Origin of the sequence: Nitratireductor sp. B36, assembly GCF_020833685.1 — a bacterium.
Classification (GTDB): Bacteria; Pseudomonadota; Alphaproteobacteria; order Rhizobiales; family Rhizobiaceae; genus Nitratireductor.
Map to the genome: position 1 here is coordinate 128,460 of NZ_JACKZY010000005.1, position 22,336 is coordinate 150,795.

The window sequence follows — 22,336 nt, forward strand, 5'->3', positions numbered from 1 at the left end:
TAGGGTCAGGACATTTGATCTTGCAAGATGTAAGACATTTTTGCGTACTTTTCAAACAATCCGGAACACTGCACCACTGCCGGCATCGCGGTAGAAATCCACACGCTCGCCATTCCAGTGATAGTCGATGTGACGGCCCTGCACGGGGTTGGCCGCGCTGTCGGGATAAAAGAGGCCGACACATTCGCCGCCCGGATGGCGCACACTTGGATAGGCAATGCCTTCGGAGCCGGCTGCGCGCAGGCCGAGGGCAAGCGCCTGTGCCTCGGCATAGTCGTCAGGGGCGAGTGCTGCATCAAAACCGCCACCACGCAGATCGTGGAGCTCTGCCTTCACGTCGAGCACGATCTCGCGGAACTGGGAGGTCCAGCCGGCGGGCTCGCCCGTTGCCGCCATGAAGCGGGCATGGTGGTGGATGGTTTCGAACAGCGCGGTCTCGAAAGAGGCCGCTACATAGAGGACGCCAAAACGTCCATCGCTGAAGCGGCTCGGGCGATCCGGACTGACATGGGTGAAGGGCGCCATCAGAAAGGAGGCACCCGGCCCCGACACACGCCGCGCAGGCGGCACGAGATCCAGATTGCCGATTGTTTCCATGATGCGCGGATTGGTCTTCTGCTCGGCGGAAATGAGCAGCGGCCAGTCGGCTGGATCGGCAATATCCTCGAAAAGATCGATCGGGGGATAGATGCTGCGGATGATGCGCACCGCGCCACGCCAGTCGATGGAGGCGAGGGGCGGCGTGTCACTGCCGGTCACCAGCCACCCCGCTCGGCATCGAGATAGCGGCGCACGCGCATCAGATCGGTGAGTTCGCCGCCCAGCATGATGTCGAGTGCGGTGTGGCCGGCGAAGGCTTCATTGGGCCGGAAGATCCAGCGATAGGCGCGCTGGGGCTCGCGGAAGATGAGACGCAGCGCCTTGTGGATGCCCATCAGGTTTGAGAGCCGCGCCCGGCCATCGCGGTCGATGCGGCCAGGCCCCTCTGCCTTCCAGCGCCGATAGGTGCGCAATGGCAGATCGAGCAGGATGGCCGCTTGTTCGTCGGTGATCTCCCACAGCCGGAAGAGATTGACCGTCGCACGAAACATCGCCGCTGCCTCGTCATCGGTTATCGGTGCGGGACGGAACTCCTGGCTTCGGGTATCGACCGGCTGCAACTGCGCCATGCTTCTCTCCTTTTGGCATTAAATAGTACGTATAATGCCATTTGGCAACTTTTCCGATAGAAACACGCCAACCACATGGACCGCACGAGCCCCATGCGCCCGGTGGGACGACATCGCCGGACGAGCAAAAAATAATACCAGTTCAAAACCTGTGAAAAATTTGCCATGATCATCTGGCAAGCACAGGGCAGAGGAACAGAGATGGAAGAAGCGGCACTTCTTGATTTCATGCGCGCACACATCGCGCGCGGCAACAGCGCCGAACCGCTCTATCGAAGGGTGGAGATGGCGCTGGCGGAAGCCATTCATTCCTCGCGGCTGAAGCGCGGGGCGGTGATCCCCAGCGAGCGGACGCTGTGTGCTGCCCTTTCCATGTCGCGCGTCACCATACGCCGCGCCATCGAGGACCTGGAACGGGAGGGGCTTTTACACCGGCGGCACGGGGCGAAGACGGTGGTTTCCTCACGGCTGGAAAAGTCGCTCTCCACCATGACCAGCTTTTCCGAAGACATGCGCTCGCGCGGGCTGGAGCCCGGCTGTATCTGGATTTCCAAGGAAACCGCGCGCCCTTCTCCTGCCGAGATGATGGCGCTGGGCATTTCGGGCGGCGACCAGATCGCGCGCCTGAAGCGCATCCGCACCGCCGACGACATGCCGATCGCCATCGAGACGGCGGCACTGCCCGTGCGGTTTCTGCCCAAACCCGCAGCGGTTGGCGCATCGCTCTACCAGGCGCTGGAGGCGCGCGGAGCCATGCCGGTGCGCGCGGTGCAGCGCATGCAGTCGACCCCGATAACGCCGGAAGAGGCGCGCCTGCTTGAAGCGCCTTCCGACACCAGCCTGCTGGTGGTGGAGCGCCGGTGTTTTCTGGAAGACGGGCAGATCGTGGAATTCACGCAGACCAAATATCGCGGCGACGTCTATGATTTCGTGATCGAGCTGCACCGATAATACCAGTTTAAAACTGGTTGTACTCTGGTATTTGATCTGCCTATGATGCCCTCTTCAAACGGGGGAACAAGCGTGACAGACAGCATTCAATCGCTTGAGAACGGCCTGATCGTCTCCTGTCAGCCGGTGACCGGTGGGCCGATGGACACGGCGCCGATCGTCGTCGCGTTCGCGCTGGCCGCCCTTGCCGGCGGCGCGCAGGGATTGCGGATTGAATCTGCAGACTATGTGAAGGCCGTGCGGGCGGCGACCGACGCGCCGATCATCGGGCTCGTGAAACGGGACCTCGACGCCTCCCCTGTGCGGATCACGCCGTGGATCGAGGATGTGGAGGCGCTGGCGGCGGCGGGGGCGGATGTCATCGCCTATGACGCGACACAGCGCGCGCGGCCGGTGCCAACGAATGAGCTCGTGAGCCGCATTCACGCGGCGGGAAAGCTCGCCATGGCCGACTGTTCCGTCATTTCCGATGCGCGGCAGGCGCTGGATGAAGGTGCCGAGATGGTGGGCTCCACGCTTTCGGGCTATACGGGCGGGCCGGAGCCGACAGAACCCGATCTCGACCTGATAAGCGCCATGCGCGCGCTGACCCCCTATGTGGTCGCTGAAGGCTGCATCCGCCAACCGCACCATGCGAGCGCCGCGCTCCAGGCCGGCGCGCGGCTGGTGGTGGTCGGTTCGGCGATCACGCGGCCTGAGCACATCACCTCCTGGTTTCGTGAAGAGATGGATGAGGTGGTGGGAGCGCACGCATGAGCGGGGAGAAAACGGTTCTGGCGCTCGATATCGGAGGGACGAAAATGCTCGCTGCCCTGGTGCGCGGCGAGACCGTTGCCGACAGCCTGACCATGCCGACCCCGAAAGGAGACGGCGGCCCGGCCGAATGGCTGGAAGCGCTGTTTGCCAGAATCGCGCACTGGCAGGGAACCTACGAGAGTGTTGGCGTGGCGGTGACGGGCATTGTCGATGACGGGCTGTGGTCGCCTCTCAACCGCAGGACACTCGACATTCCAGAGCGGTTTCCGCTGTTGCAGACGGTGATGGGTCTTTCAGAAAAGCCGGCCATCGCCGCCAATGATGCGCAGGCCGCCGCATGGGGCGAATATCGATATGGTGACGGTGAGGGGGATCTGGTTTTCCTGACGATCTCTACCGGCATTGGTGGCGGTGTGGTTCTGGATGGCAAATTGCGGGCGGGGCTCGCCGGCCATTTCGGCTTGACGCAGGGGCAGGATTTCGACGGCGCGCTTGAGGATCACGTCTCGGGCAATTTCATCGCCGCCGAGGCGGCAGTGCATCAGCCGGGCTCGAGTGCGCGCGAGGTTTTTGCGGCAGCGGAGAAGGGCGAGTGCTGGGCCGATGCCATTCTCGATCTTTCGGCGCGGCGGACGGCCATTCTGTGCCGCAACATAAAACTGACCTTCGACCCGGCGCGCATTGTGATCGGCGGTGGCATCGGGCTGGCGCCGGGCTACCGGGCGCGCATCGAGGCGCATCTTGACGATGTGCCCGAAAGGCTGAGGCCCCGGCTTGTGCCGGCGAGGCTCGGCGACAAGGCCGGCGTGGTGGGGATCGCCGACCTGGCACGTGAAACCAAGACCCAAAACCAGACAAACCAATAAATGGGAGAATGACCATGAAACCTGTTGCACGATTTGCAGCCGCCCTTCTGGGCAGCGTTTTTGCCGCCGGCCTTTATGCCGGTGCGGCCAATGCGGAAGTGACCGTGCTCGGCTGGCCGGGCGGCCCGGAAGAAACGGCGCTGCGGGCTGCCGCTGACGCCTATAACGCCAAGGATGATGTGAGCGAGGAGAACAAGGTCGAGCTTCTGTTCTTCAACCGCGACGGCTTCTGGGACAAGTTGCAGGCGGACCTTGCCGCAGGCTCGGACGCGTTCGACCTGAACCTGCTCGCCACCTATTCCATCGGCCGCTACGCGCCCTTCATGGAGCCGGTGGAGCTTTCGGACGAGGCGCAGGCGCTTTATGGCGATGCGGTGCTTTCAACCATGCAGTTCGACGGCAAACAGTATGGCGTGCCGACCGACCTTTCGCTGCATTTCATGTATTACCGCAAGGACCTGATCGACGCGCTGATGAGCGATGACGACGCCAGGGCGCGCTATGCGGACATCAGCGAGGAGCATCTGGGCACGGCGATGGAGCCGAAGAACCCGGACGAATGGACCTGGGACGACTATGCCGCGACCGCGCTCTATTTCACCAAGGCGGTGAACCCCGACAGCCCGACGCGCTATGGCACGGTGCTGCAGATGAAGAACCTGCTCTTCAACATCATGGTGTGGCAGTCCACCGCGCGCTCTTATGGCGGCGACTGGATGGATGCCGATGGCAAGATCACGGTCGACTCGGAGGCCTTCCGCAAAGGGCTGGAGCTCTACAAGAAGCTCTATGATGCCGGTGCGACGCCGCGCGATTCCCTTTCCTACGAATTTGCCGAGGCGAATGCCGCCTATGCGGCGGGCCAGGTGGCGGCCATGGTGCAGTGGAATGCGGCGGCAGCCGACCTGACCAATGCGGAGAAATCGCCCGCCGTGGGCGAGGTGACGGCGACGATTGCGCCGCCAGCGGGCCCTGAGGCGCGCGCCACGCATATCCATGGCCTGGGGCTTGGCCTCAACAAGAGTGCCGAAAACAAGGAAGGCGCGAAGGCTTTTCTGAAATGGCTCTCGACGGAGGAGGCGGCCCTGATCTATGCGCGCGCGGGCGGAGCGCCGGCGCTTTCGGCGGACGCGGTTTCGGCGGTTGCGGAAGAGCGACCCGATCTCGTGCAGCTTGGCGAATATGCCGGGGCCTATGGCTATGTCATGAATGGCGGGGCTTCGGCCAATGCGCTTGCGATCTACGAATTGCAGGCGAAGGAGTTCACCGGTTACTGGTCGGGCCAGCAGGATCTCGACACGGCGTTGGCCAATGTCGAGAAGGGCATGGCGGATCTCCTGAAGTAACACTGGCTGGTGCTGGCCCCTCATCCTCACCTTCTCCCCGCTAGCGGGGAGAAGGGGACATAGACGTCGCCGCTTCTTCCTTCTTCCCGTGAGCGGGGAGAAGGTGCCGGCAGGCGGATGAGGGGCGGGTGCCAACCGCTAAACCGATCCGGAAACCAGACCAAGAAACCCAATGGAAACGACCCATCGCCTCGAATGGACGCTGCTTGCCACACCGCTGATGATGTTTCTGCTGGTGTGTCTCGGCTTTCCGGCCATCGTGAACCTGATCTACTCCGTCTCCGACATCAGCTTCGAGACGTTGCGCAGCCCCGAGATTTCCGGTTTCGGCAATTTTGCCGCAGTGCTGACCGACAGCGGTTTCTGGCGGGCCAACTGGTTTTCGCTTCGCTTCGGTCTTCTGACGGCCATTCTCGAATGCCTGATCGGGCTCGGGCTTGCGGTTTTCCTCGCGCCGCTCTTCAAGGACCGTAGCTGGCCGATTGCCATTTTGATGCTGCCGCTGATGGTGGCGCCGGCGCTGATGGGGCTGATGTATAGGCTTGTGTTGCATGAATTCGCCGGACCGGTGCCGCATTATCTGTGGGCGTGGTTCGGCAACAGCCCGGCGTTTCTGGGACCGAACTCGGCCTTCTGGACGCTGATTGTGGTCGAGACGCTGCAATGGACGCCGTTTGCGTTCCTGCTTTTTCACATGGCCTATCAGGCGATCCCGGAGGAGCTAAGGGAGGCGGCTTCGATCGACGGCGCGACGGGCCTTGCCCGGTTCTGGCGCATCGAACTGCCCTTGATGCTGCCGACGCTGGCGGCGGCGCTTCTGATCCGTTTCATCGACGGGTTTCGCGTGTTCGACAATGTCTATGTGCTGGCCGGAAGCGGGGCAGGCGGCTCCACCACCTCGCTCTCGATCTACATCTATGAAGCCTTCTTCAAGCAGGCGGCCATCGGCAAGGCGGTGGCGGCATCGGTGATCCTCTTTGCCGCGTCGTTTGCCGTGCTTTACGGCCTGAACCGCCTTGCAAGGCGCAGGAGACGATGATGCTCAACGCGATCCGCTGGGCCGTGTTTGCCCTTGCCGCCTTTGCGATGAACTTTCCGCTCATTGTCACGCTTGTGACCTCGTTCAAGAGCGCGCGCGAGATTTCGACCAATCCGGGGCTCTGGATCAACGCGCCGACGCTGGAAAACTATGCGACGGTGCTGACGGTTTCCGACCGCCTGAATATTTTCCTATACCTTGCCAACAGCTTTGCCGTGGCGGCCATGGGCACGCTTCTGGCCGTGGCGCTGGCGCTGCCGGCGGCCTATGCGATCGTGCGCGGGCGGTTTGGTGAAAAGACGCTCCTGCCGCTGATCGTGAATCTGCGGGCGGTGCCGCTCGTCATCTTCGCCATTCCCATCTACATGATGTTCCAGTTCATGGGCCTGCTCGACACGCGCTTCGGCCTTGGGCTGGTGATGACCATCGTCAACATTCCGCTGGTGCTGATCATCCTCGTCAACGCCATTTCGGACGTGCCGTTCGAACTGGACGAGGCGGCGATGATCGACGGGGTGAGCCGCACGGGCATTCTGTTCAAGATCGTCGGCCCCGTGTGCCGGCCGGCCCTTGTGACGAGCATGATCTTCGGCTTCATCACCGCATGGAACGAGTTCCTGTTCGGCCTGATGCTGACCACCTCGAAGGCGGTTCCGGTGACGGTCGGCGCGTCGTTCTTTTTCGCGGCGTCGGGCGGCGGCGTTCAATGGGGCGTGGCAGCGGCGGTGATGATGGTGGGCGCGCTGCCGCCCATGCTGCTGGGGCTTCTCATGTATCGCAAGATCAGCGGCACGATGATGGCCGGGGCGGTGAAGGGGTAGAGTCATGCTCCAATTTTTCAGCCCGATTGTGGCGACAAGAACATCGGCTTAGCCGTGCGCGGGCCGTGAGCGGATTTGCATTCCCCAAGAACGTTCACACTCTCTCATCTGCCATACGCCAAGAGAGTTCGGACAAAGGCCAAGCGCCGGGCAAAGCCATTTTTCACTCGATGCAAAGTAAGGCGTATTTCCGATAGTATCCCGCATCTTCAGAGAATTGGGAATTACAAAATAAATATTATTTTATATAATGCATTTTATTATTAAATATCGTCAAAACTATTATTTAAAATTAAATGCCATGCCAATTGACCGAATATAGTATGTTTGGTTATTGCCGTTTCGGTTTTCTGAATCTGATATTGGCATCAAATATATGAAAAGATACTTTTATATAATTTCACTGCTTATAATTACGTTTTCGATTCTGTCATATTTCTTTTTCGTCGGAAAAAATTCGCTTCTATATACTGAAGAGGAAAGGTCATATATCCCCCTCTCGGCTCTGTACCAAGCCTCTGAGACATCGGAAAGAGGCTTCATCCCATCTTTCGATGGGTCAATCATTGCGTCTTTCATGGAGGAAGGGGCAAAAAAAACAATACGCCTTCGTCGACGCTCTGAGAAAAGCTCCTATGAGGAAATCGATGCCTCAGAAATCAGTGATTTCAACTGGCATCCCTTTCTCAATGCTCTGGTGGTGAACAAGAACGGAAGACTTTGGCAGATCCCAGCCGAAACAACGCGCCTCGAGAAGTGGATCGATGTAACCCCCCGAGGATTTTTGAACGCGAGTATCTTGCGCTGGCCAAAGGATGCCTCCGGCGAGCTCGTTGTCTCATCAACCGATCGAAACCCCGCCTTTTCCGACCTTTACACGCTGCGTACCGATGGCAGTGGCAAGACACTGCTTGAGGAAAACGAAGGCAACACATTTGGATGGTGGTTCAACGCCGATCTGAACCCTGTCGTGCGTCTGGACGAGCTTCCGAACGGAAACAGAAGGGTTCTGCATCGCAGACCCAACGAGGAAGAATGGAAGCCTGTTCTCGACATCGAAAAGCGAGATGACTTCGAGATTCTGCGCCCTCAGAACATCGACACGGAACTATACGCTCTGTCCAATCGCGGAAGGGATACGATCGCTCTTGTCAGGGTGAACCTTGCGGATGGCCTCGAAGAGGTCATTGCGCGGGACGAGGACGTGGACATTGTTTCCGCCTTTTTCCTCAATAAGTCGAAAAATCTCCCCGATCTGGTGACCTACCCAAAGAATGGATATCCGTTTATCGAACCGCTGACCCCGGAAGGCAATCGGCTCAAGAATCTGGTTGATACGCGCGAGCGTCAACCGGGTGGAGGTGTGATAGGCCAATCTGCCGACGGGCGTATTCTCACCATCGCAGAGCAAAACAGCGCGGAGGCACTTACTTTCTTTCTGCTTGATGTGCAGAGCGGAACGAAAGAGGAGCTGGGTTCAACACCGTTGAAAAAATGGGCTCGCTACCTCTCGCCGATGATCCCGAAAACGATCCACGCAAGGGATGGTCTAAAGCTACCTGCCTTCCTCACGCTACCCAAAAACCGTCCTCCCGAGAAACTCCCCGCCGTTGTCATGATACATGGGGGGCCAGCGAGCCATTACCGCTATGGTTTCGACGCGGACGTCCAGATGCTCGCCAACCGCGGTTACGCCGTTCTACAGGTCAACTTTCGCGGTTCCACCGGATATGGCAAAGCATTTCGGGCTGCTGGCTACGGAGAGGCCGGCCGAGCCATGCAAGACGATATTGTCGATGCAGCGAAGTGGCTGGTAGAAAATGGAACAGCCGACCCGAACCGCATGGCCGTAATGGGAGGAAGCTATGGCGGTTACTCGGCCGCGCTCGCAATGACCCGCGATCCAGGTCTGTTCAAGGCGGCTATCGTGGAATCCGCCGTCCTGGATCTGCGATACCAAATGCAGAACAATCCGTTTTCCTGGGCTCTCGGAAGAGATGAACTGGAACGATATTTCGGCAATCCGGACGATGAAGCCGAACTGGAGGAGATGTGGCGCCGTTCCCCCCTGACACAGGCCAGTCGCACCGAAGGCGCGATCCTTCTGATGGCAGGAAAGAGGGATACGGTGGTTGGCTTCGAGCAGAGCGAAGCGTTCGAGCGCGCTTTGAAACAGGCAGGGAAGTCCGTGCAGGCACTCTACCATGAGGACGAAGCCCACAGCGTGATAGATCCTGAAGCGCTGTTGAAGCGGGCGAGGGCGATCGAGTCCTTCCTGGCCGAACAACTGGGAGGCGACGTGGAGAAACCCGCCTCGCCAACCCGGTTCCCCGGCTGGTTTAACTGACCGGCGCTCAGATTACCCGATGCGCTCTTGCGTCTGCGGGTCGAACAGCACCGCCTTGTCGAGATTGAAGGCGAGGCGGGCGGTCTGGCCGGCGGAGATGGGCGCATCGGCGCGCAGGCGGGCGACGATCTCACGCCCGCCGAGCCGGGTGACCGCGAATGTGTCGGAACCGGCAGGTTCGATCACCTCGATCTCGCAGTCGAGTTCGCTGATGCGGCTGGCATTGCGGTCGGCGCTGTCGGGGTCTGTCAGCGCTTCAGGGCGGATGCCGAACACCACCTCCTTGCCATCGCGGCCTGCAAGCGCGCCATTGGCCTCAGCCATGGGCAGGGTCAGGGGTGCGCCATCCTCGCGCTCCATGACGATGGCGACATCGCTGCCATCGGCTTTCACCTTTGCCGGAATGAGGTTCATGGAAGGCGAGCCCATGAAATCGGCCACAAAAAGATTGTTGGGCCGGTTGTAGATCTCGGCCGGGGTGCCGAACTGCTGGAGAACGCCGTCCTTCAGGACCGCGATCTTGGTGGCCAGTGTCATCGCCTCGATCTGGTCATGCGTGACATAGACGATGGTGGTGCCCATGCGCTGGTGCAGGCGCTTGATCTCGGTGCGCATGTCGACACGCAGCTTGGCATCGAGATTGGAGAGCGGCTCGTCGAACAGGAACACCATCGGATCGCGCACGAGCGCCCGGCCCATGGCGACACGCTGGCGCTGACCACCGGAAAGCTGGCTCGGCTTGCGGTCGAGCAGCGCGCCGATCTGCAGCGTTTCGGCAACCCTGGCAATCGCCGCGTCGCGCTCCGCTTTTGGAATGCCGCGGATTTCCATGCCGAAGCCGATGTTCTCGGCCACGGTCATGTTTGGATAAAGCGCATAGGACTGGAACACCATGGCGATGTCGCGCTGCGAGGGGTGGAGATCGTTGACCACCTTGCCATTGATGCTGATCTCGCCGCTGGTGATGGCTTCAAGCCCGGCAATGGTGTTGAGCAGGGTGGACTTGCCGCAGCCGGACGGGCCGACGAGCACCAGGAAGCCGCCCTCTTCGATTTCGAGGTCGATGCCCTTCAGCACATCCACCTTGCCGAAGGATTTTCTGAGATTGTCGATCTTGAGAAAGGCCATGGGCTTATCCTTTGACGGCGCCGGCCATGAGGCCGCGCACGAAATAGCGTCCGGAGACGATGTAGACGATCAGGGTGGGCAGGGCGGCGAGGATCGCGCCGGCGAAATGGACATTGTATTCCTTCACGCCGCCCGACGAGGACACGAGATTGTTGAGCGCAACCGTCATGGGCTGGGAATCGAAGTCGCCGAAGGAAACGCCGAACAGGAAGTCGTTCCAGATATTGGTGAACTGCCAGATAACCGTGACCACGATGATGGGGGCGGAGGAGGGCAGGAGAATGCGCCTGAAAATCTGGAAGAAGCCCGCGCCGTCGATCTGCGCCGCGCGGATCAGCTCCGTGGGGAAGGCGGCGTAATAATTGCGGAAGAACAGCGTGGTGAAGCCGAGGCCATAGACCACGTGGATCAGAACCAGCCCCTGTGTCGTGCCGGCAATGCCCAGCATGCCCAGAATACGTGCGGCAGGAATGAGCGCGATCTGGAAGGGGATGAAGCAGGACAGAAGAATGAGCCCGAAGACGATGTCATCGCCCCGGAAGCGCCATTTGGTGAGCACGTAACCATTGAGCGCGCCCAGAATGGTGGAGATGGCCACGGCGGGCACCACCATGAGGATGGAGTTGAAGAAATAGGGCTTCAGACCCGTTGGCTGCACGCCCACCTGCGCGCTCGACCATGCCTTGGTCCATGGCTCGAAGGTGAAGACATCGGGCAGGGCGAGCATGTTGCCCTGGCGGATTTCTTCGAGCGGTTTCACCGAATTGACCAGCATCACGTAGAGCGGCAGGAGATAGTAGACCGCAAAGACGATGAGGACGGAATAGATTGCGGCGCGGGCAAGCTTGTTGCCGCTGACGCCAGCGGTTTTTTCAGCGCTCATCTCTGCCTCCCCGGTTTCAGTTCGGAATAGAGATAGGGAATGATGATCGAGAAGATCATCACCAGCATGATGATGGCCGACGACGCGCCAATGCCCATCTGGTTTCGGGTAAAGGTGTAGGAATACATGAAGGTGGCCGGCAGTTCGGTGGCCTGACCGGGGCCGCCGCCGGTGAGCGCGATGACGAGGTCATAGGACTTGATGGCCAGATGCGCGAGCACCACGAAGGCGGACAGGAAGACCGGGCGCATCATGGGAATGATGATGCGGCGATAGATGGTGACATTGGACGCGCCATCCATCTGCGCAGCCTTGATGATCTCGCTGTCGACGCCGCGAAGGCCCGCAAGAAACATGGCCATGACAAAGCCGGACGACTGCCAGACGGCGGCGATGACCACCGTGTAGATCGCCAGCGTGCGGTCCTTGATCCAGGCAAATTCGAAGCTTGCCCAGCCCCATTGATGCATGGTGTTTTCAAGCCCGATGCCGGGATCGAGAAACCATTTCCACGCCGTGCCCGTGACGATGAAGGAGAGCGCCATCGGATAGAGATAGATGGGCCGCAGAAAGCCTTCGCCACGGATCTTCTGGTCGAGCAGGATCGCCAGAAAGAGCCCCAGTACGGAACAGATGATGATGTAGAGCGAACCGAAGATCGCCAGATTGGTGAGCGCCCGCCACCAGTGACGCAGATCCCACAGTTTGGCGTAATTCTCGAACCCGACAAACCCGTAGGACGGCAGCATGCGCGAATCCGTCATCGACAGGTAGAACGTGTAGAGGATGAAGGCGTAGACGAAGATCAGGATCAGCGCCATGCTCGGGCTGAGCACCAGGCGCGGTATGATCTCCTGCAGGCGATTGCGGTTCATTCTGGTTTTCCGTTTTTAACGGTGTGGCGTGGGGTATCCCCTCTGCCTTGCCAGGCATCTCCCCCTCAAGGGGGAGAGCACGCGGTGGGGCCGGTTTCGGTGACCCATCGGCTGGCAAGAGGCCCGGCGGCTATGTCAGCCCATCTCCTCTGTGGAGGGGAGATGGGCTTTAGACCGGAGGGGCGTTGAGCCCCTCGCTTCTCTGAGCCCCTGACGCTGCCGCCCTTACTGCGCCGCAGCGACGGCGTTCTTCAGCTCTTCGACGGCTTCTTCCGAGGTCAGCTCACCGTTGAAGTGCTGCGTGACCACATCGTTCACCGCGTTCTTCACGGCAGCCGGTGCGCCATGGCCATGAGCCATGGAGCCGAAGAGCGAGCCGCTCGAATTGGCTTCGGCCAGATCGGCCATGCCCTTCTTGCCGCAATCGTCAAACGCGTCGTTCGGCACGTCGGTACGGGCAGGCACCGAACCCTTGACCACGTTGAAGGCCGACTGGAATTCCGGGTTCATGACGGCGGAAGCCATCATTTTCTGAGCCTTCTGCTTGTCTTCGCCGACCTGGAACATGACGAACTGGTCGGAATTGAAGGTCACAGAACCCTGCGTCCCGGGGAAGCGGATGCAGACGAAATCCTCGCCCGGCTTCTTGCCTGCCTTGAGGAACTCGCCCTTGGCCCAATCGCCCATCATCTGCATGCCGCCGGTGCCCTCGATGACCATGGCCGAGGCCAGGTTCCAGTCACGGCCGGAGAAATTGTCGTCGACATAGGTGCGCAGCTTCGCCATGCGGTCGAAGGCTTCCTTCATCTTGTCGGAGCCGAGCGCCTCGGGGTCGAGATCGTTGAGTGCGGCCTTGTAGAAATCATTGCCGAGCGAGAGAACGACGGCCTCGAACACCGTGGCATCCTGCCAGGGCTGGCCGCCATGGGCGAGCGGGGTGATGCCGTTTTCCTTCATCTTGTCCAGAACGGCGACGAGCTCTTCCCAGCTTTCAGGCGCCTTGCCGCCGGCGGCATCGAGCGCGGCCTTGTTGATCCACACCCAGTTGGTGGAGTGGACATTCACCGGCGAGGCAATCCAGTTGCCATCATATTTGGAGAAGTTCTGGAGGGCCGCCGGCACAACGTCGGCCCAGCCTTCTTCCTCGGCCACATCGTTCAGGTTCGCGACGACGCCCTGCTCGGCCCAGTCGATGATGTCGAAGCCGAGCATCTGCACGGCGGTCGGCGCATTGCCTGCGGTGACGCGGGCGCGCAGCGCCGTCATGGCAGCCTCACCGCCGCCACCGGCGACCGGCATGTCCTGCCATGTGACGCCCTTGGATTCCAGATCTTCCTTGAGAACGTTGAGCGCGGCGGCCTCGCCACCCGAGGTCCACCAATGCAACACTTCAACGCTATCTTCTGCCATGGCATTGCTGCCGGCAGCGAGGGTAAGAAGGGCTGTTCCCGCCGCAAGCGCGGCGAATTTGCGAATGGTCATGATAATCCTCCCAATGGGATCGCTTGCTCCTTTGCGATCTATCTATTTATAACGTTATAAATCCCATGGAGGTCAATCAGATTCTTGTCTGATTGAAGGGAGGAGATAAAACATTGAAAACCAAGGGGAATTTTTTCTCGTTTTTCAGCTTTTCTGCCTGTAAACATAAATTTATATCGATTGAAATTGCGGTTTTTGGCGAATCCGGCGCCATCCAGAGCCGTGCACAGGCAACCGGGAGGAGATGACATGGCGCGCCGATCGGACCGCCCCACATTGCGGACAATTGCAGAGATGACCGGCCTTGCCGTCACCACCGTTTCGCGCGCATTGCTCGATGCACCGCAGATCGCGCTGGAAACGCGGCAGCGCGTCCAGCGGGTCGCGCGCGAGATCGGCTACCAGCCCGATCGCGCGGCGCGGCACCTGCGCACGGGGCGTACCAATGTCATCAGTTTCGTGCTCGATCCGCATGACGAATTGCTGGGCTTCAGTACCTCGATGATCAGCGGCCTGACGCGCGCCCTGCGTGACACGCAATACCATCTGGTGATCACACCGCATTTCGCCGAGGCTCCAACGCTCGACCCGATCGAATACATCCTGCGCAACCGCATGGCCGACGGCGTCGTCTTCTCGAGAACCGAACCCAAGGACCCGCGCGTCAAGCTGCTGATGGAAAACGATTTTCCCTTCGTGTCTCATGGCCGCACGGATCTCGGCATCGAGCATGCCTTTGTCGACTATGACAATGCGGCTTTTGCACGGATGGCGGTGGAGCGCCTTGTTTCAAAGGGGCGGCGGCGGCTGGCGCTGATCCTCCCGCCAGACCGGTTCATGTTTCGTCGTCATCTGCGCGACGGATTTCAGGAGGCGGTGGAGAGGGCCGGCGTCGCATCGGAATTGCCGGGAGATATCAATCTCGACAGCGACGCAGCCGACTTATATGCGTGGCTTACCTGGCGGCTGAGGCAGCCGGATCCGCCGGACGGCATGGTGTGTGCCGGTGAAGTTTCGGCGCTTTCGCTCATGGCCGCTCTGAGCGATCAAGGCCTGACCGTGGGCAGTGACTTCGACCTGGTCGTCAAGCAGACCTCGCTGCTTTACGACGAAGTCCGCCCGCGGATCGACGCGGTCTACGAGGACATCTCGCAAGCCGGTGAGACACTTGGAAAACTGCTTATCCGCCGGATAGCCGGCGAAAGGCCGTCTGCGCTGCAGTTTCTGCAAGAGCCGGTGCCGCGCTTCACCGATCGCGGCCAGGGAACCCGGACGGCCATCGGCGCACGGCAGTCGGCGTAAGTCAGCTCACGAGCTCCGCAAGGCGCCGGCTTCCAGAAGGCCGCGGAAAGCGCTTAGCATATCGGCGACCTCCTGGTCGTTGACCACATTGATGGAAAGCAGCTCCATCGCACGCACGCCATGCACCACCAGAAGAGCGATAACGGCAAGGGACGGGTCGCTTGCGCTGGCCTTCATCTGGTCGAGAACCTGGCGCTCATATGTCTGCACCGGCTTCAGGAAATCCGGATTCTCGGCCAGGGCAGCCAGCAGGCCCGAAGGCGGCGGCTGGCACTTTTTTCGCTCCTCGACAAACAGGTCGATATAGGCTTGCACAATGCCGTTGGGGCTCTTCTCATGCGCTTGTTTGCGTTGCTCAAACTTCTCGTACTCCTCCCCGATGAAGCCCTCGACGAGCGCCTCAAACAGCTTTGCCTTGCTGGAGAAGTGATAAAGAAGCCCCCCTTTTGAGACCCCGGCGCGCGCAGCGACCGCATCCAGCGACATGCTGGCAGCGCCCGCCTCACGCACGATCTCTGCGGCCGCATCGAGAATTTTCTCCCGTGCGCCGGAACTCGGTCTCACCATCCTGACATCCTGAAGCTTGACAATACCGTCCAGACGGTACAGTAAAGCGCCGACATTTGGCAAGCCAAGTTCGCGATCCGCTCTTGCCCACGGCAAACGGCGTCGCTATCTGCGCCACTCTTATGTAAGTTAATCGATATTATTACGAACGCCTCCGGGGTCCGACGACATGATCAAGCGTCTTCTCATCGCCATTGTCCTGCTCGCAATTGTCGCGGGCGGCATAATCGGCTTCAACATGTTCCGCGATCAGGCGATCCAGCAGTTTTTCGCCAACATGCCCGTTCCCACAGTCACGGTCTCGACCGTGGAGGCTGAAGAGGGAAAGTGGACGCCAACGATCGAGGCCATCGGCACGGTCAACGCAAACCAGGGCGTGGATCTGACAGTCGAGACCACCGGCATCGTCACCGACATCCGTTTCGAGGCGAACCAGCAGGTCAATGCCGGCGATGTTCTTCTCCAGCTTGAGGACAATATCCAGCAGGCCGATCTGAGCGCTTCGCGCACGCAGGCGGCTCTGGATCAGCAGGCGCTCGATCGCGCCCGTGAGCTGCGCAACCGCGGTGTGAGCTCGGGCGTGTCGCTCGACAATGCGGAAGCGGCAGCACAGGCATCCGCAGCTCAGGTGCAAAAGGCAGAAGCCGTGTTGCAGCAGCGGCAGTTGCGCGCGCCCTTCTCGGGGACGATTGGTATTCCGCGCGTCGACAAAGGCCAGTATCTTTCCCCCGGCACCATCGTCGCCACGCTGCAGGACATCGAAACGATGCGCGCCGACTTCACCGTTCCCGAGCAGCAGCTCGGCAATCTGGAGATCGGCCAGCCCGTGCGCCTCTCGCTCAACAATGACAGTGAAGAGTTTGAAGGCGAGATCACCGGTATCGATCCGAAGGTCGACCCGTCGAGCCGCCTTGTCTCGGTGCGCGCGCGCATCGACAACACCTCTGGCAAGCTCACCCCCGGCCAGTTCGTTCAGGTGAAGGTCATCCTTCCGGAAGAGGAAGGCATCATTTCGCTGCCGCAGACAGCCGTCGTCACCAGCCTGTATGGTGACTATGTGTTTGCCGCACGCAAGCCTGAAAAGGCTGAGCAAAGCGAAGACGGTCAGGAGAAACTGGAAGCACGCCAGGTATTCGTCCAGGTGGGCCGCCGTTCCGGGAACCAGGTGGAGATCCGTTCGGGCATCGAACCTGGCGGCATCGTCGTGACGGCCGGACAGAACCGTCTTTCGAACGGCACGCCGGTTGCGATCGACAACACGATCAACCCGGGTTCGCCGAAGTCACCCACGTCCGACGGCGCAACGGCATCCGAGCCCGATCAGGAACCGGCAGGCGACGATCCCAAGACGGAAGAGGCGGCAGCCCAATGAGTTTTTCCGATATCTTCATCCGCAGGCCGGTCCTCTCGACCGTCCTCGGACTGCTGATCCTGCTGCTTGGCTTCCAGGGACTGTTCAACCTGCAGGTTCGTCAGTATCCGGAGGTCGAGGAGACGGTGATTACCGTCACCACAATCTATCCCGGCGCCAGCGCTGACCTGATCCAGGGTTTTATCACGGCCCCCATTGCCCGCGCCGTGGCGACCACGGAAAACGTGGACTACGTCACGTCGCAAAGCCGCCCTTCGGCCAGCACGGTCAGCGTGCAGATGCGGCTTGGCTCCGATCCGGACGTCGCGCTGACGGAGGTCATGTCCAAGGTGCAGCAGGTGCGCAGTGAACTGCCTGCAGACGCCAAGGACCCGACCATCGTCAAGGGCACGGGCATGCAGTTCGCCACCATGTATCTGGCGATGCAGAACCCCAACATGTCGAGCGAACAGCTCACCGAATACATCGAACGCGTCATTCGCCCACGCATGTCGACCATCCCCGGCGTTGCCGAGGTGCAGATCATCGGTGCGGCGAATTATTCAATGCGTGTTTGGATCGATCCGGTTCGGCTGGCGGCGCGCCAGCTTACCGCGGCCGAGGTGTTAGCCGGCATCAAGGCATCGAATTTCCTTGCCGCGCCCGGCAAGACCGAAAACGAATATGTCGCCTACGCGATCTCGATGGAATCCACGCTTCAGACACCCGAAGCCTTTGGTGCTCTGCCATTGAGGGCGACAGGTGACGACGTGGTGCGCCTGCGCGATGTCGCCGATATCGAGCTTGCCGCTGAAAGCACCGACATGGTGGTGAGCTTCAACGGCCAGCCGGGCACGTTTATCGGCGTCTTCCCGACGCCAGGCGCAAACCCGCTCGACATGGCGGGTGCCGTGACGGAGGAGCTGCCGTCCATCCAGGCAAGCCTGCCTGAAGGCATGAGCATCGAGGTTCTTTACGACGCGACGGAATCCATCAGTGCGTCCATTGACGAGGTCTTCAAGACCATCATGGAAGCGGTGCTGATCGTTATCGTCATCATCCTCCTGTTCCTCGGCTCGTTCCGCTCCGTGCTGATGCCGATCGTGACGATTCCGCTTTCGCTGATCGGCGTCTGCTTCATCCTGTTTGCGCTCGGATACTCGATCAACCTCCTGTCGCTGCTGGCCATGGTGCTGGCCATCGGCCTCGTGGTGGATGACGCCATCGTTGTGGTGGAGAACATTCACCGGCATATCGAGGAAGGCCTCTCGCCGCGCCGCGCGGCCTTTGTCGGCATGAAGGAAATCACCGGCCCGGTTGTCGCCATGACGATCACGCTTGCTGCGGTGTTCGCGCCTCTGGCGTTCACCGGCGGTCTGACAGGCTCGCTGTTCCGCGAGTTTGCCATGACGCTCGCAGGTGCGGTGGTCATTTCCGGCATCGTCGCTCTGACCATCACCCCCATGATGTCAGCGCGCATTCTCAAGCGTGGCAATCACAGCCGGTTCCAGGTTATTGTCGACACCACCTTTGACAGGCTTGCGAATTTCTACGAACGGATGGTGAGCGGTTCGCTCAACTACCGCCCCGTCACGATGCTGGTGGTTCTGGTCCTTCTCGGGCTGACCGGTTTCATGTTCATGAACACCTCCAGCGAGCTGGCGCCCGAAGAAGACGAGGGTGCGCTGTTTTCGCTGATCACCGCGCCGTCCTATGCAACCTCGGACTACACCTCGCTTTACACGACGCAGATGCGCGAGCTGACCAAGGATCTGCCTGAACTGAAAGCCAACTTCTCCATTGTCGGCTTCGGCGGACAGACCAATTCGGGCATCGCGCTCTGGGCCTTCAAGGACTGGGCGGATCGCGAGAGGTCGCAAAAGGAGATCCAGCAGGACATCCAGGCAAGGCTCTCCAAGATCTCCGGCGTCGAGGCACTCGTCTTTGCGCCGCCTTCGCTGCCGGGGGCCGGAGGCGGGCTGCCGATCTCGCTCGTCATCCAGTCGACAAGCGATTCGGCACGTGTGTTCGAGGTGGCCGAGAAGATCAAGGAAGAGGCGCAGGCCTCAGGCCGCTTCATCGTCGTGCAGAACTCGCTTGCCTACAATGCCCAGCAGGTTGTGGTGACGGTCGACCGTGACCGGGCCGCGGCGTTGAACCTTCCGGTTTCCGATGTCGGCACGACACTCAGCCTGCTTGTCGGGAGCGGTTCGATCGCGCAGTTCGACCGCGATTCAAACAGCTACGACATCATCATGCAGGTGCCGCAGGAGTATCGTGACAACCCCGAAAGGCTGGGCGATTTCTTCGTACGCAGCGCCACGGGCGAAATGGTGCCGCTTTCGGCGGTGATCACGGTGTCGACCGATGTTGCCGCGGCTGCGATCGAGCAGTTCAACCAGTTGAACTCGGCGACGATCTCGGCCCTGCCGGTGCCCGGTGTTTCAACCGGTGACGGCCTCGCCGTGATCGAGGACATTGCCAAAAACACCATCCCGGACGGGTTCTTCATCGAGTATTCCGGCCAGTCGCGGCTTGAAGTGGAGCAGGGCAACACGATCCTGATCGCCTTCACGCTCGCCGTGGTGGTGATCTATCTGGTGCTTGCGGCGCAGTTCGAGAGCTTCCGCGATCCGCTCATCATCATGATGACGGTGCCGCTGTCGATCTTCGGCGCGATCCTGCCGCTCAATCTGGGACTGTCGACGCTGAACATCTACACCCAGGTCGGACTGATCACGCTCATAGGCCTGATCACCAAACACGGCATCCTGATGGTGGAGTTCGCCAACCAGCAGCGGGAGGAGCATGGCCTGTCACGCGTTGAGGCCATCGTCGCGTCCGCCAAGGTGCGCCTGCGGCCGATCCTCATGACCACGGCCGCCATGGCGCTCGGTGTGGTGCCGCTGATCATGGCGGCAGGTGCGGGTGCCGCGGCGCGTTATTCGATGGGGCTCGTCATTTTCACCGGCCTGATCATCGGAACCTCGTTCACCCTGTTCGTGGTCCCCATGTTCTACACCTTCATTGCCAAGGAAAAGCTTGAAGCCGAGGAAGACGATCACCCGGGATCGGCCGCACAACCGGCTCCGGCGGGTGAATAAACGAAAATCCAGGCCCCGCTTCGGCGGGGTCTTTTTTTGATGGCAAACGGCCGGCTCATTTTTTGTTTTCTGCGGCAACCCGATTTGATTGGAACGCTGCAGAGCAACTTTTCTTCTCGCCACATTCTTCACGAAAGTGGCCCTCGGGATGAACCCGGGGTCGGGCATTTCGAAACCCCGCGAAGGGGTGACACCCGTAAGGAAGGAGTTCCTCATGATACTACGCAGCAAATTGCGCTTGGCCGCTGCCGCATTCGCCTTCACCACCAGTGCCGCCGCGATCTCACCGGCGCTGGCGCAAGATGCCGTACCGTCACCTTCTCCTGCGCCGCAGGCGCAGACCGAATCGTTCGACGACCAGAAGCTGCAGGCCTTTACGGTCGCCTTCCTCGCAGTCAGCGATGTGAAGGAACAATACACGGAGCGCTTCCGGCAGGCTCCCTCGGATGACGAGAAGCAGAAAGTTCAGGTCGAGGCCACACAGCAGATGGAACAGGCCGTCGACCAGACGGACGGCATCTCGGTGGACGAATACAATCAGATCATCCAGACAGCCCAGACCGATGAGGCATTGGCTCAGAAGCTCAACGGCATGATCGGAGAGGCTGCAAAGTCGCAGAAATAAGCAAATGCGGGAAGGGGCGTCGTCAGGCGCCCTTTTCCAGCTCCTCGAACAGAGCGACAACAGCATCCTGCGCCACGGCTATGTGATAGCGCAGTGCACCACGCAGCTGTTCCTCATCGCGCTTTCTCAACGCTTCCATGATCGGCTCATGAGTCTCGGCCATGCGCTGCGGGTCATCGTAAATTTTGCCGATCAAGGTGATACCGGCGCGCATCTCGGTCGCCAGTTCGTCATAGACCCGGATCAGACGCGCATTGCCGCTCGCCTTGCAGATCATGCGATGAAAGGCGAAATCCTCGAAAATCTGTGTCTCGATAGACGCCTGACCGGCCGTGCCGTAGAGACGTCCAAGCTGCTTTTCGAGAGCGGCGAGATCGGCCTCGGTAGCGCGCTCCACCGCAAGACAGCCTGCATGCAGTTCAAGGCCGATGCGCAGCTCGTAAATGTCGCGCATCTCGCTGGCGCTGAAGGTGCGAACGAAAAAACCGCGCCGCGGTGAGAAGGTGACAAGACCCTGGCTTTCCAGAAGCCGGGCCGCCTCGCGGACAGGGGCGCGGCTGGTGCCGAACTCGCGCGAAAGCTGAAGCTCCGTCAGCCGTTCGCCGGGCTTAAGATGCCCGGTGACAATCGCCTCGGTGATCTGCCGGGCTATCTGCGTCACCAGATCCGTTGTGGATACTTCCGAAAACACGCTCACCGCCGTTTTCCCAAAACTTCCCCTCCCAATGGCATCGCAGCGCAGGCGCGGCGTATGTCCCGCCACTATGACAGGCAAAATGACGATTGTCGACAATTGACACTCTGCCCGAACCTGTGCTTGCCTGTCGATCAACAAAACGGCTCTGAGGGGAGCCGCGCGACAACACATGACCACCGTTCGTGACCGGACGGTTTGCGCGAGGGAGATGTTGATGAACGTACAATCCCAACCGGTTTCAGCCGCAGACACGGGGCAGCCGCGCGAGCGGGTCGAGCTGGCTGCGGCCTACCGCCTGATCGCGCATTATCACCTGGATGACAGCATTTTCACCCACATTTCGGCTCGGGCGCCGGCAGAGGAGGGTGAGCACGCCTTCCTGATCAACCCGTTCGGCCTGCGTTTCGACGAGGTGACGGCATCGAGCCTCGTGACCGTCGACATCAATGGCGACATCCTGCGCGACAATCATGGCGCGGGCATCAACAAGGCCGGCTTCACCATTCACAGCGCCGTCCATGCCGCGCGGCCCGATGTGCATTGTGTGCTTCACACGCATACGGTGGCGGGTGTGGCCATCTCCTCAATGGAAGAGGGCATCCTGCCGCTGAACCAGTGGTCGCTGCAGTTTCACAACCGCCTTGCCTTCCACGATTATGAGGGCATTGCGCTCGATCTCGGCGAGCGCGAGCGGCTTGTGGCCGACCTCGGCGACCGCAATGTCATGATCCTGCGCAATCACGGGCTTCTGACCTGCGGGCGCACGGTGGGCGAAGCCTTTGCGCTGATGTTCAACATGGAGCGCGCCTGCCGCGCCCAGCTCGCCATCATGTCTTCGGGCGGAAAGCAGATCCGCATTGCCGAGGAACTGGCCGAGAAAACGGCGCGCCAATATGAGGGCTGGGACACCCATCACACCGGTAACAAGCCTGACCCGCAATGGGAGGCCTTCCAGCGCCTCGCCATCAAGCACTATCCCGACCTCGTGGAGTGAGGCCGGACTGACGCAAAGCCAATTGCCCGACAC

The 22,336-nt window shown here is 60.5% G+C and carries 20 protein-coding genes; 12 read left to right on the forward strand and 8 right to left on the reverse strand.

Annotated features, from left to right (window positions below; all coding sequences use genetic code 11):
- Positions 1 to 51: 51 nt before the first annotated feature.
- Entirely contained in the window at positions 52 to 759 is a 708-nt protein-coding gene (locus H7H48_RS19190; protein ID WP_229450751.1) for an RES family NAD+ phosphorylase, read from the reverse strand.
- Complete coding sequence (locus tag H7H48_RS19195) at positions 756 to 1,169, reverse strand: MbcA/ParS/Xre antitoxin family protein (RefSeq protein WP_065817894.1); 414 nt, start codon at positions 1,167 to 1,169, stop codon at positions 756 to 758. The genes H7H48_RS19190 and H7H48_RS19195 overlap by 4 nt, the downstream gene beginning before the upstream one ends.
- A 201-nt stretch (positions 1,170 to 1,370) precedes the next feature.
- Between H7H48_RS19195 and H7H48_RS19200 the strand changes: the two genes are divergently transcribed.
- The 7 genes from H7H48_RS19200 to H7H48_RS19230 all read left to right on the forward strand — a co-directional run bounded on the left by H7H48_RS19200 (position 1,371) and on the right by H7H48_RS19230 (position 9,295).
- Positions 1,371 to 2,120: a GntR family transcriptional regulator gene (locus tag H7H48_RS19200; protein WP_229450752.1), complete on the forward strand. Its 750-nt coding sequence runs from the start codon at positions 1,371 to 1,373 to the stop codon at positions 2,118 to 2,120.
- A 72-nt stretch (positions 2,121 to 2,192) separates the two neighbouring features.
- On the forward strand, positions 2,193 to 2,876 hold the full coding sequence (locus tag H7H48_RS19205) for a putative N-acetylmannosamine-6-phosphate 2-epimerase (RefSeq protein ID WP_229450753.1): 684 nt from the start codon (positions 2,193 to 2,195) through the stop codon (positions 2,874 to 2,876).
- Positions 2,873 to 3,742 (forward strand): ROK family protein, encoded by an 870-nt coding sequence (locus H7H48_RS19210; RefSeq protein ID WP_229450754.1) that lies wholly within the window; start codon positions 2,873 to 2,875, stop codon positions 3,740 to 3,742. The genes H7H48_RS19205 and H7H48_RS19210 overlap by 4 nt, the downstream gene beginning before the upstream one ends.
- Before the next feature lie 14 nt (positions 3,743 to 3,756).
- Positions 3,757 to 5,088 carry an extracellular solute-binding protein gene (locus H7H48_RS19215; RefSeq protein WP_229450755.1) on the forward strand — a complete coding sequence of 444 codons (1,332 nt, stop codon included), beginning with the start codon at positions 3,757 to 3,759 and terminating at the stop codon, positions 5,086 to 5,088.
- A gap of 172 nt (positions 5,089 to 5,260) precedes the next feature.
- Positions 5,261 to 6,127: a carbohydrate ABC transporter permease gene (locus tag H7H48_RS19220; protein ID WP_229450756.1), complete on the forward strand. Its 867-nt coding sequence runs from the start codon at positions 5,261 to 5,263 to the stop codon at positions 6,125 to 6,127.
- The gene (locus H7H48_RS19225) at positions 6,127 to 6,948 is read left to right on the forward strand and encodes a carbohydrate ABC transporter permease (RefSeq protein ID WP_229450757.1); all 822 of its coding nucleotides are present in this window, start codon (positions 6,127 to 6,129) and stop codon (positions 6,946 to 6,948) included. Before H7H48_RS19220 ends, H7H48_RS19225 begins: the two co-directional genes overlap by 1 nt.
- 334 nt (positions 6,949 to 7,282) lie before the next feature.
- Complete coding sequence (locus tag H7H48_RS19230; protein WP_229450758.1) at positions 7,283 to 9,295, forward strand: S9 family peptidase; 2,013 nt, start codon at positions 7,283 to 7,285, stop codon at positions 9,293 to 9,295.
- A gap of 12 nt (positions 9,296 to 9,307) precedes the next feature.
- Here H7H48_RS19230 and H7H48_RS19235 read toward each other — a convergent pair whose 3' ends face one another.
- The 4 genes from H7H48_RS19235 to H7H48_RS19250 form a co-directional block, all read right to left on the reverse strand.
- Positions 9,308 to 10,423 carry an ABC transporter ATP-binding protein gene (locus H7H48_RS19235; protein WP_229450759.1) on the reverse strand — a complete coding sequence of 372 codons (1,116 nt, stop codon included), beginning with the start codon at positions 10,421 to 10,423 and terminating at the stop codon, positions 9,308 to 9,310.
- 4 nt (positions 10,424 to 10,427) lie between these two features.
- Positions 10,428 to 11,306 carry a carbohydrate ABC transporter permease gene (locus tag H7H48_RS19240; RefSeq protein ID WP_229450760.1) on the reverse strand — a complete coding sequence of 293 codons (879 nt, stop codon included), beginning with the start codon at positions 11,304 to 11,306 and terminating at the stop codon, positions 10,428 to 10,430.
- Positions 11,303 to 12,181, reverse strand: coding sequence for a carbohydrate ABC transporter permease (locus H7H48_RS19245; RefSeq protein ID WP_229450761.1), 879 nt, complete (start codon positions 12,179 to 12,181; stop codon positions 11,303 to 11,305). The genes H7H48_RS19240 and H7H48_RS19245 overlap by 4 nt, the downstream gene beginning before the upstream one ends.
- Positions 12,182 to 12,406: 225 nt before the next feature.
- On the reverse strand, positions 12,407 to 13,663 hold the full coding sequence (locus H7H48_RS19250; protein ID WP_229450762.1) for an ABC transporter substrate-binding protein: 1,257 nt from the start codon (positions 13,661 to 13,663) through the stop codon (positions 12,407 to 12,409).
- A 249-nt stretch (positions 13,664 to 13,912) separates the two neighbouring features.
- On the opposite strand from H7H48_RS19250, the gene H7H48_RS19255 reads away from it, so the two are divergent.
- On the forward strand, positions 13,913 to 14,965 hold the full coding sequence (locus H7H48_RS19255; protein ID WP_229450763.1) for a LacI family transcriptional regulator: 1,053 nt from the start codon (positions 13,913 to 13,915) through the stop codon (positions 14,963 to 14,965).
- Positions 14,966 to 14,971: 6 nt separating this feature from the next.
- Here the strand turns inward: H7H48_RS19255 and H7H48_RS19260 are convergent, their stop codons facing one another.
- A complete protein-coding gene (locus H7H48_RS19260) occupies positions 14,972 to 15,532 on the reverse strand; it encodes a TetR/AcrR family transcriptional regulator (protein ID WP_229450764.1) in 561 nt (186 codons plus the stop codon).
- A gap of 169 nt (positions 15,533 to 15,701) precedes the next feature.
- On the opposite strand from H7H48_RS19260, the gene H7H48_RS19265 reads away from it, so the two are divergent.
- The 3 genes from H7H48_RS19265 to H7H48_RS19275 all read left to right on the forward strand — a co-directional run bounded on the left by H7H48_RS19265 (position 15,702) and on the right by H7H48_RS19275 (position 20,612).
- Positions 15,702 to 16,904: an efflux RND transporter periplasmic adaptor subunit gene (locus tag H7H48_RS19265; protein ID WP_229450765.1), complete on the forward strand. Its 1,203-nt coding sequence runs from the start codon at positions 15,702 to 15,704 to the stop codon at positions 16,902 to 16,904.
- Entirely contained in the window at positions 16,901 to 19,987 is a 3,087-nt protein-coding gene (locus H7H48_RS19270) for an efflux RND transporter permease subunit (RefSeq protein ID WP_229450766.1), read from the forward strand. Before H7H48_RS19265 ends, H7H48_RS19270 begins: the two co-directional genes overlap by 4 nt.
- Positions 19,988 to 20,201: 214 nt before the next feature.
- The gene (locus H7H48_RS19275; RefSeq protein ID WP_229450767.1) at positions 20,202 to 20,612 is read left to right on the forward strand and encodes a DUF4168 domain-containing protein; all 411 of its coding nucleotides are present in this window, start codon (positions 20,202 to 20,204) and stop codon (positions 20,610 to 20,612) included.
- A 22-nt stretch (positions 20,613 to 20,634) separates the two neighbouring features.
- On the opposite strand, the gene H7H48_RS19280 is transcribed toward H7H48_RS19275, so the two are convergent.
- The gene (locus H7H48_RS19280; protein ID WP_229450768.1) at positions 20,635 to 21,309 is read right to left on the reverse strand and encodes a GntR family transcriptional regulator; all 675 of its coding nucleotides are present in this window, start codon (positions 21,307 to 21,309) and stop codon (positions 20,635 to 20,637) included.
- Between the two features lie 214 nt (positions 21,310 to 21,523).
- Here H7H48_RS19280 and H7H48_RS19285 point away from each other — a divergent pair, with 214 nt between their 5' ends.
- A complete protein-coding gene (locus H7H48_RS19285) occupies positions 21,524 to 22,303 on the forward strand; it encodes a class II aldolase/adducin family protein (protein WP_229450769.1) in 780 nt (259 codons plus the stop codon).
- Positions 22,304 to 22,336 lie beyond the last annotated feature (33 nt).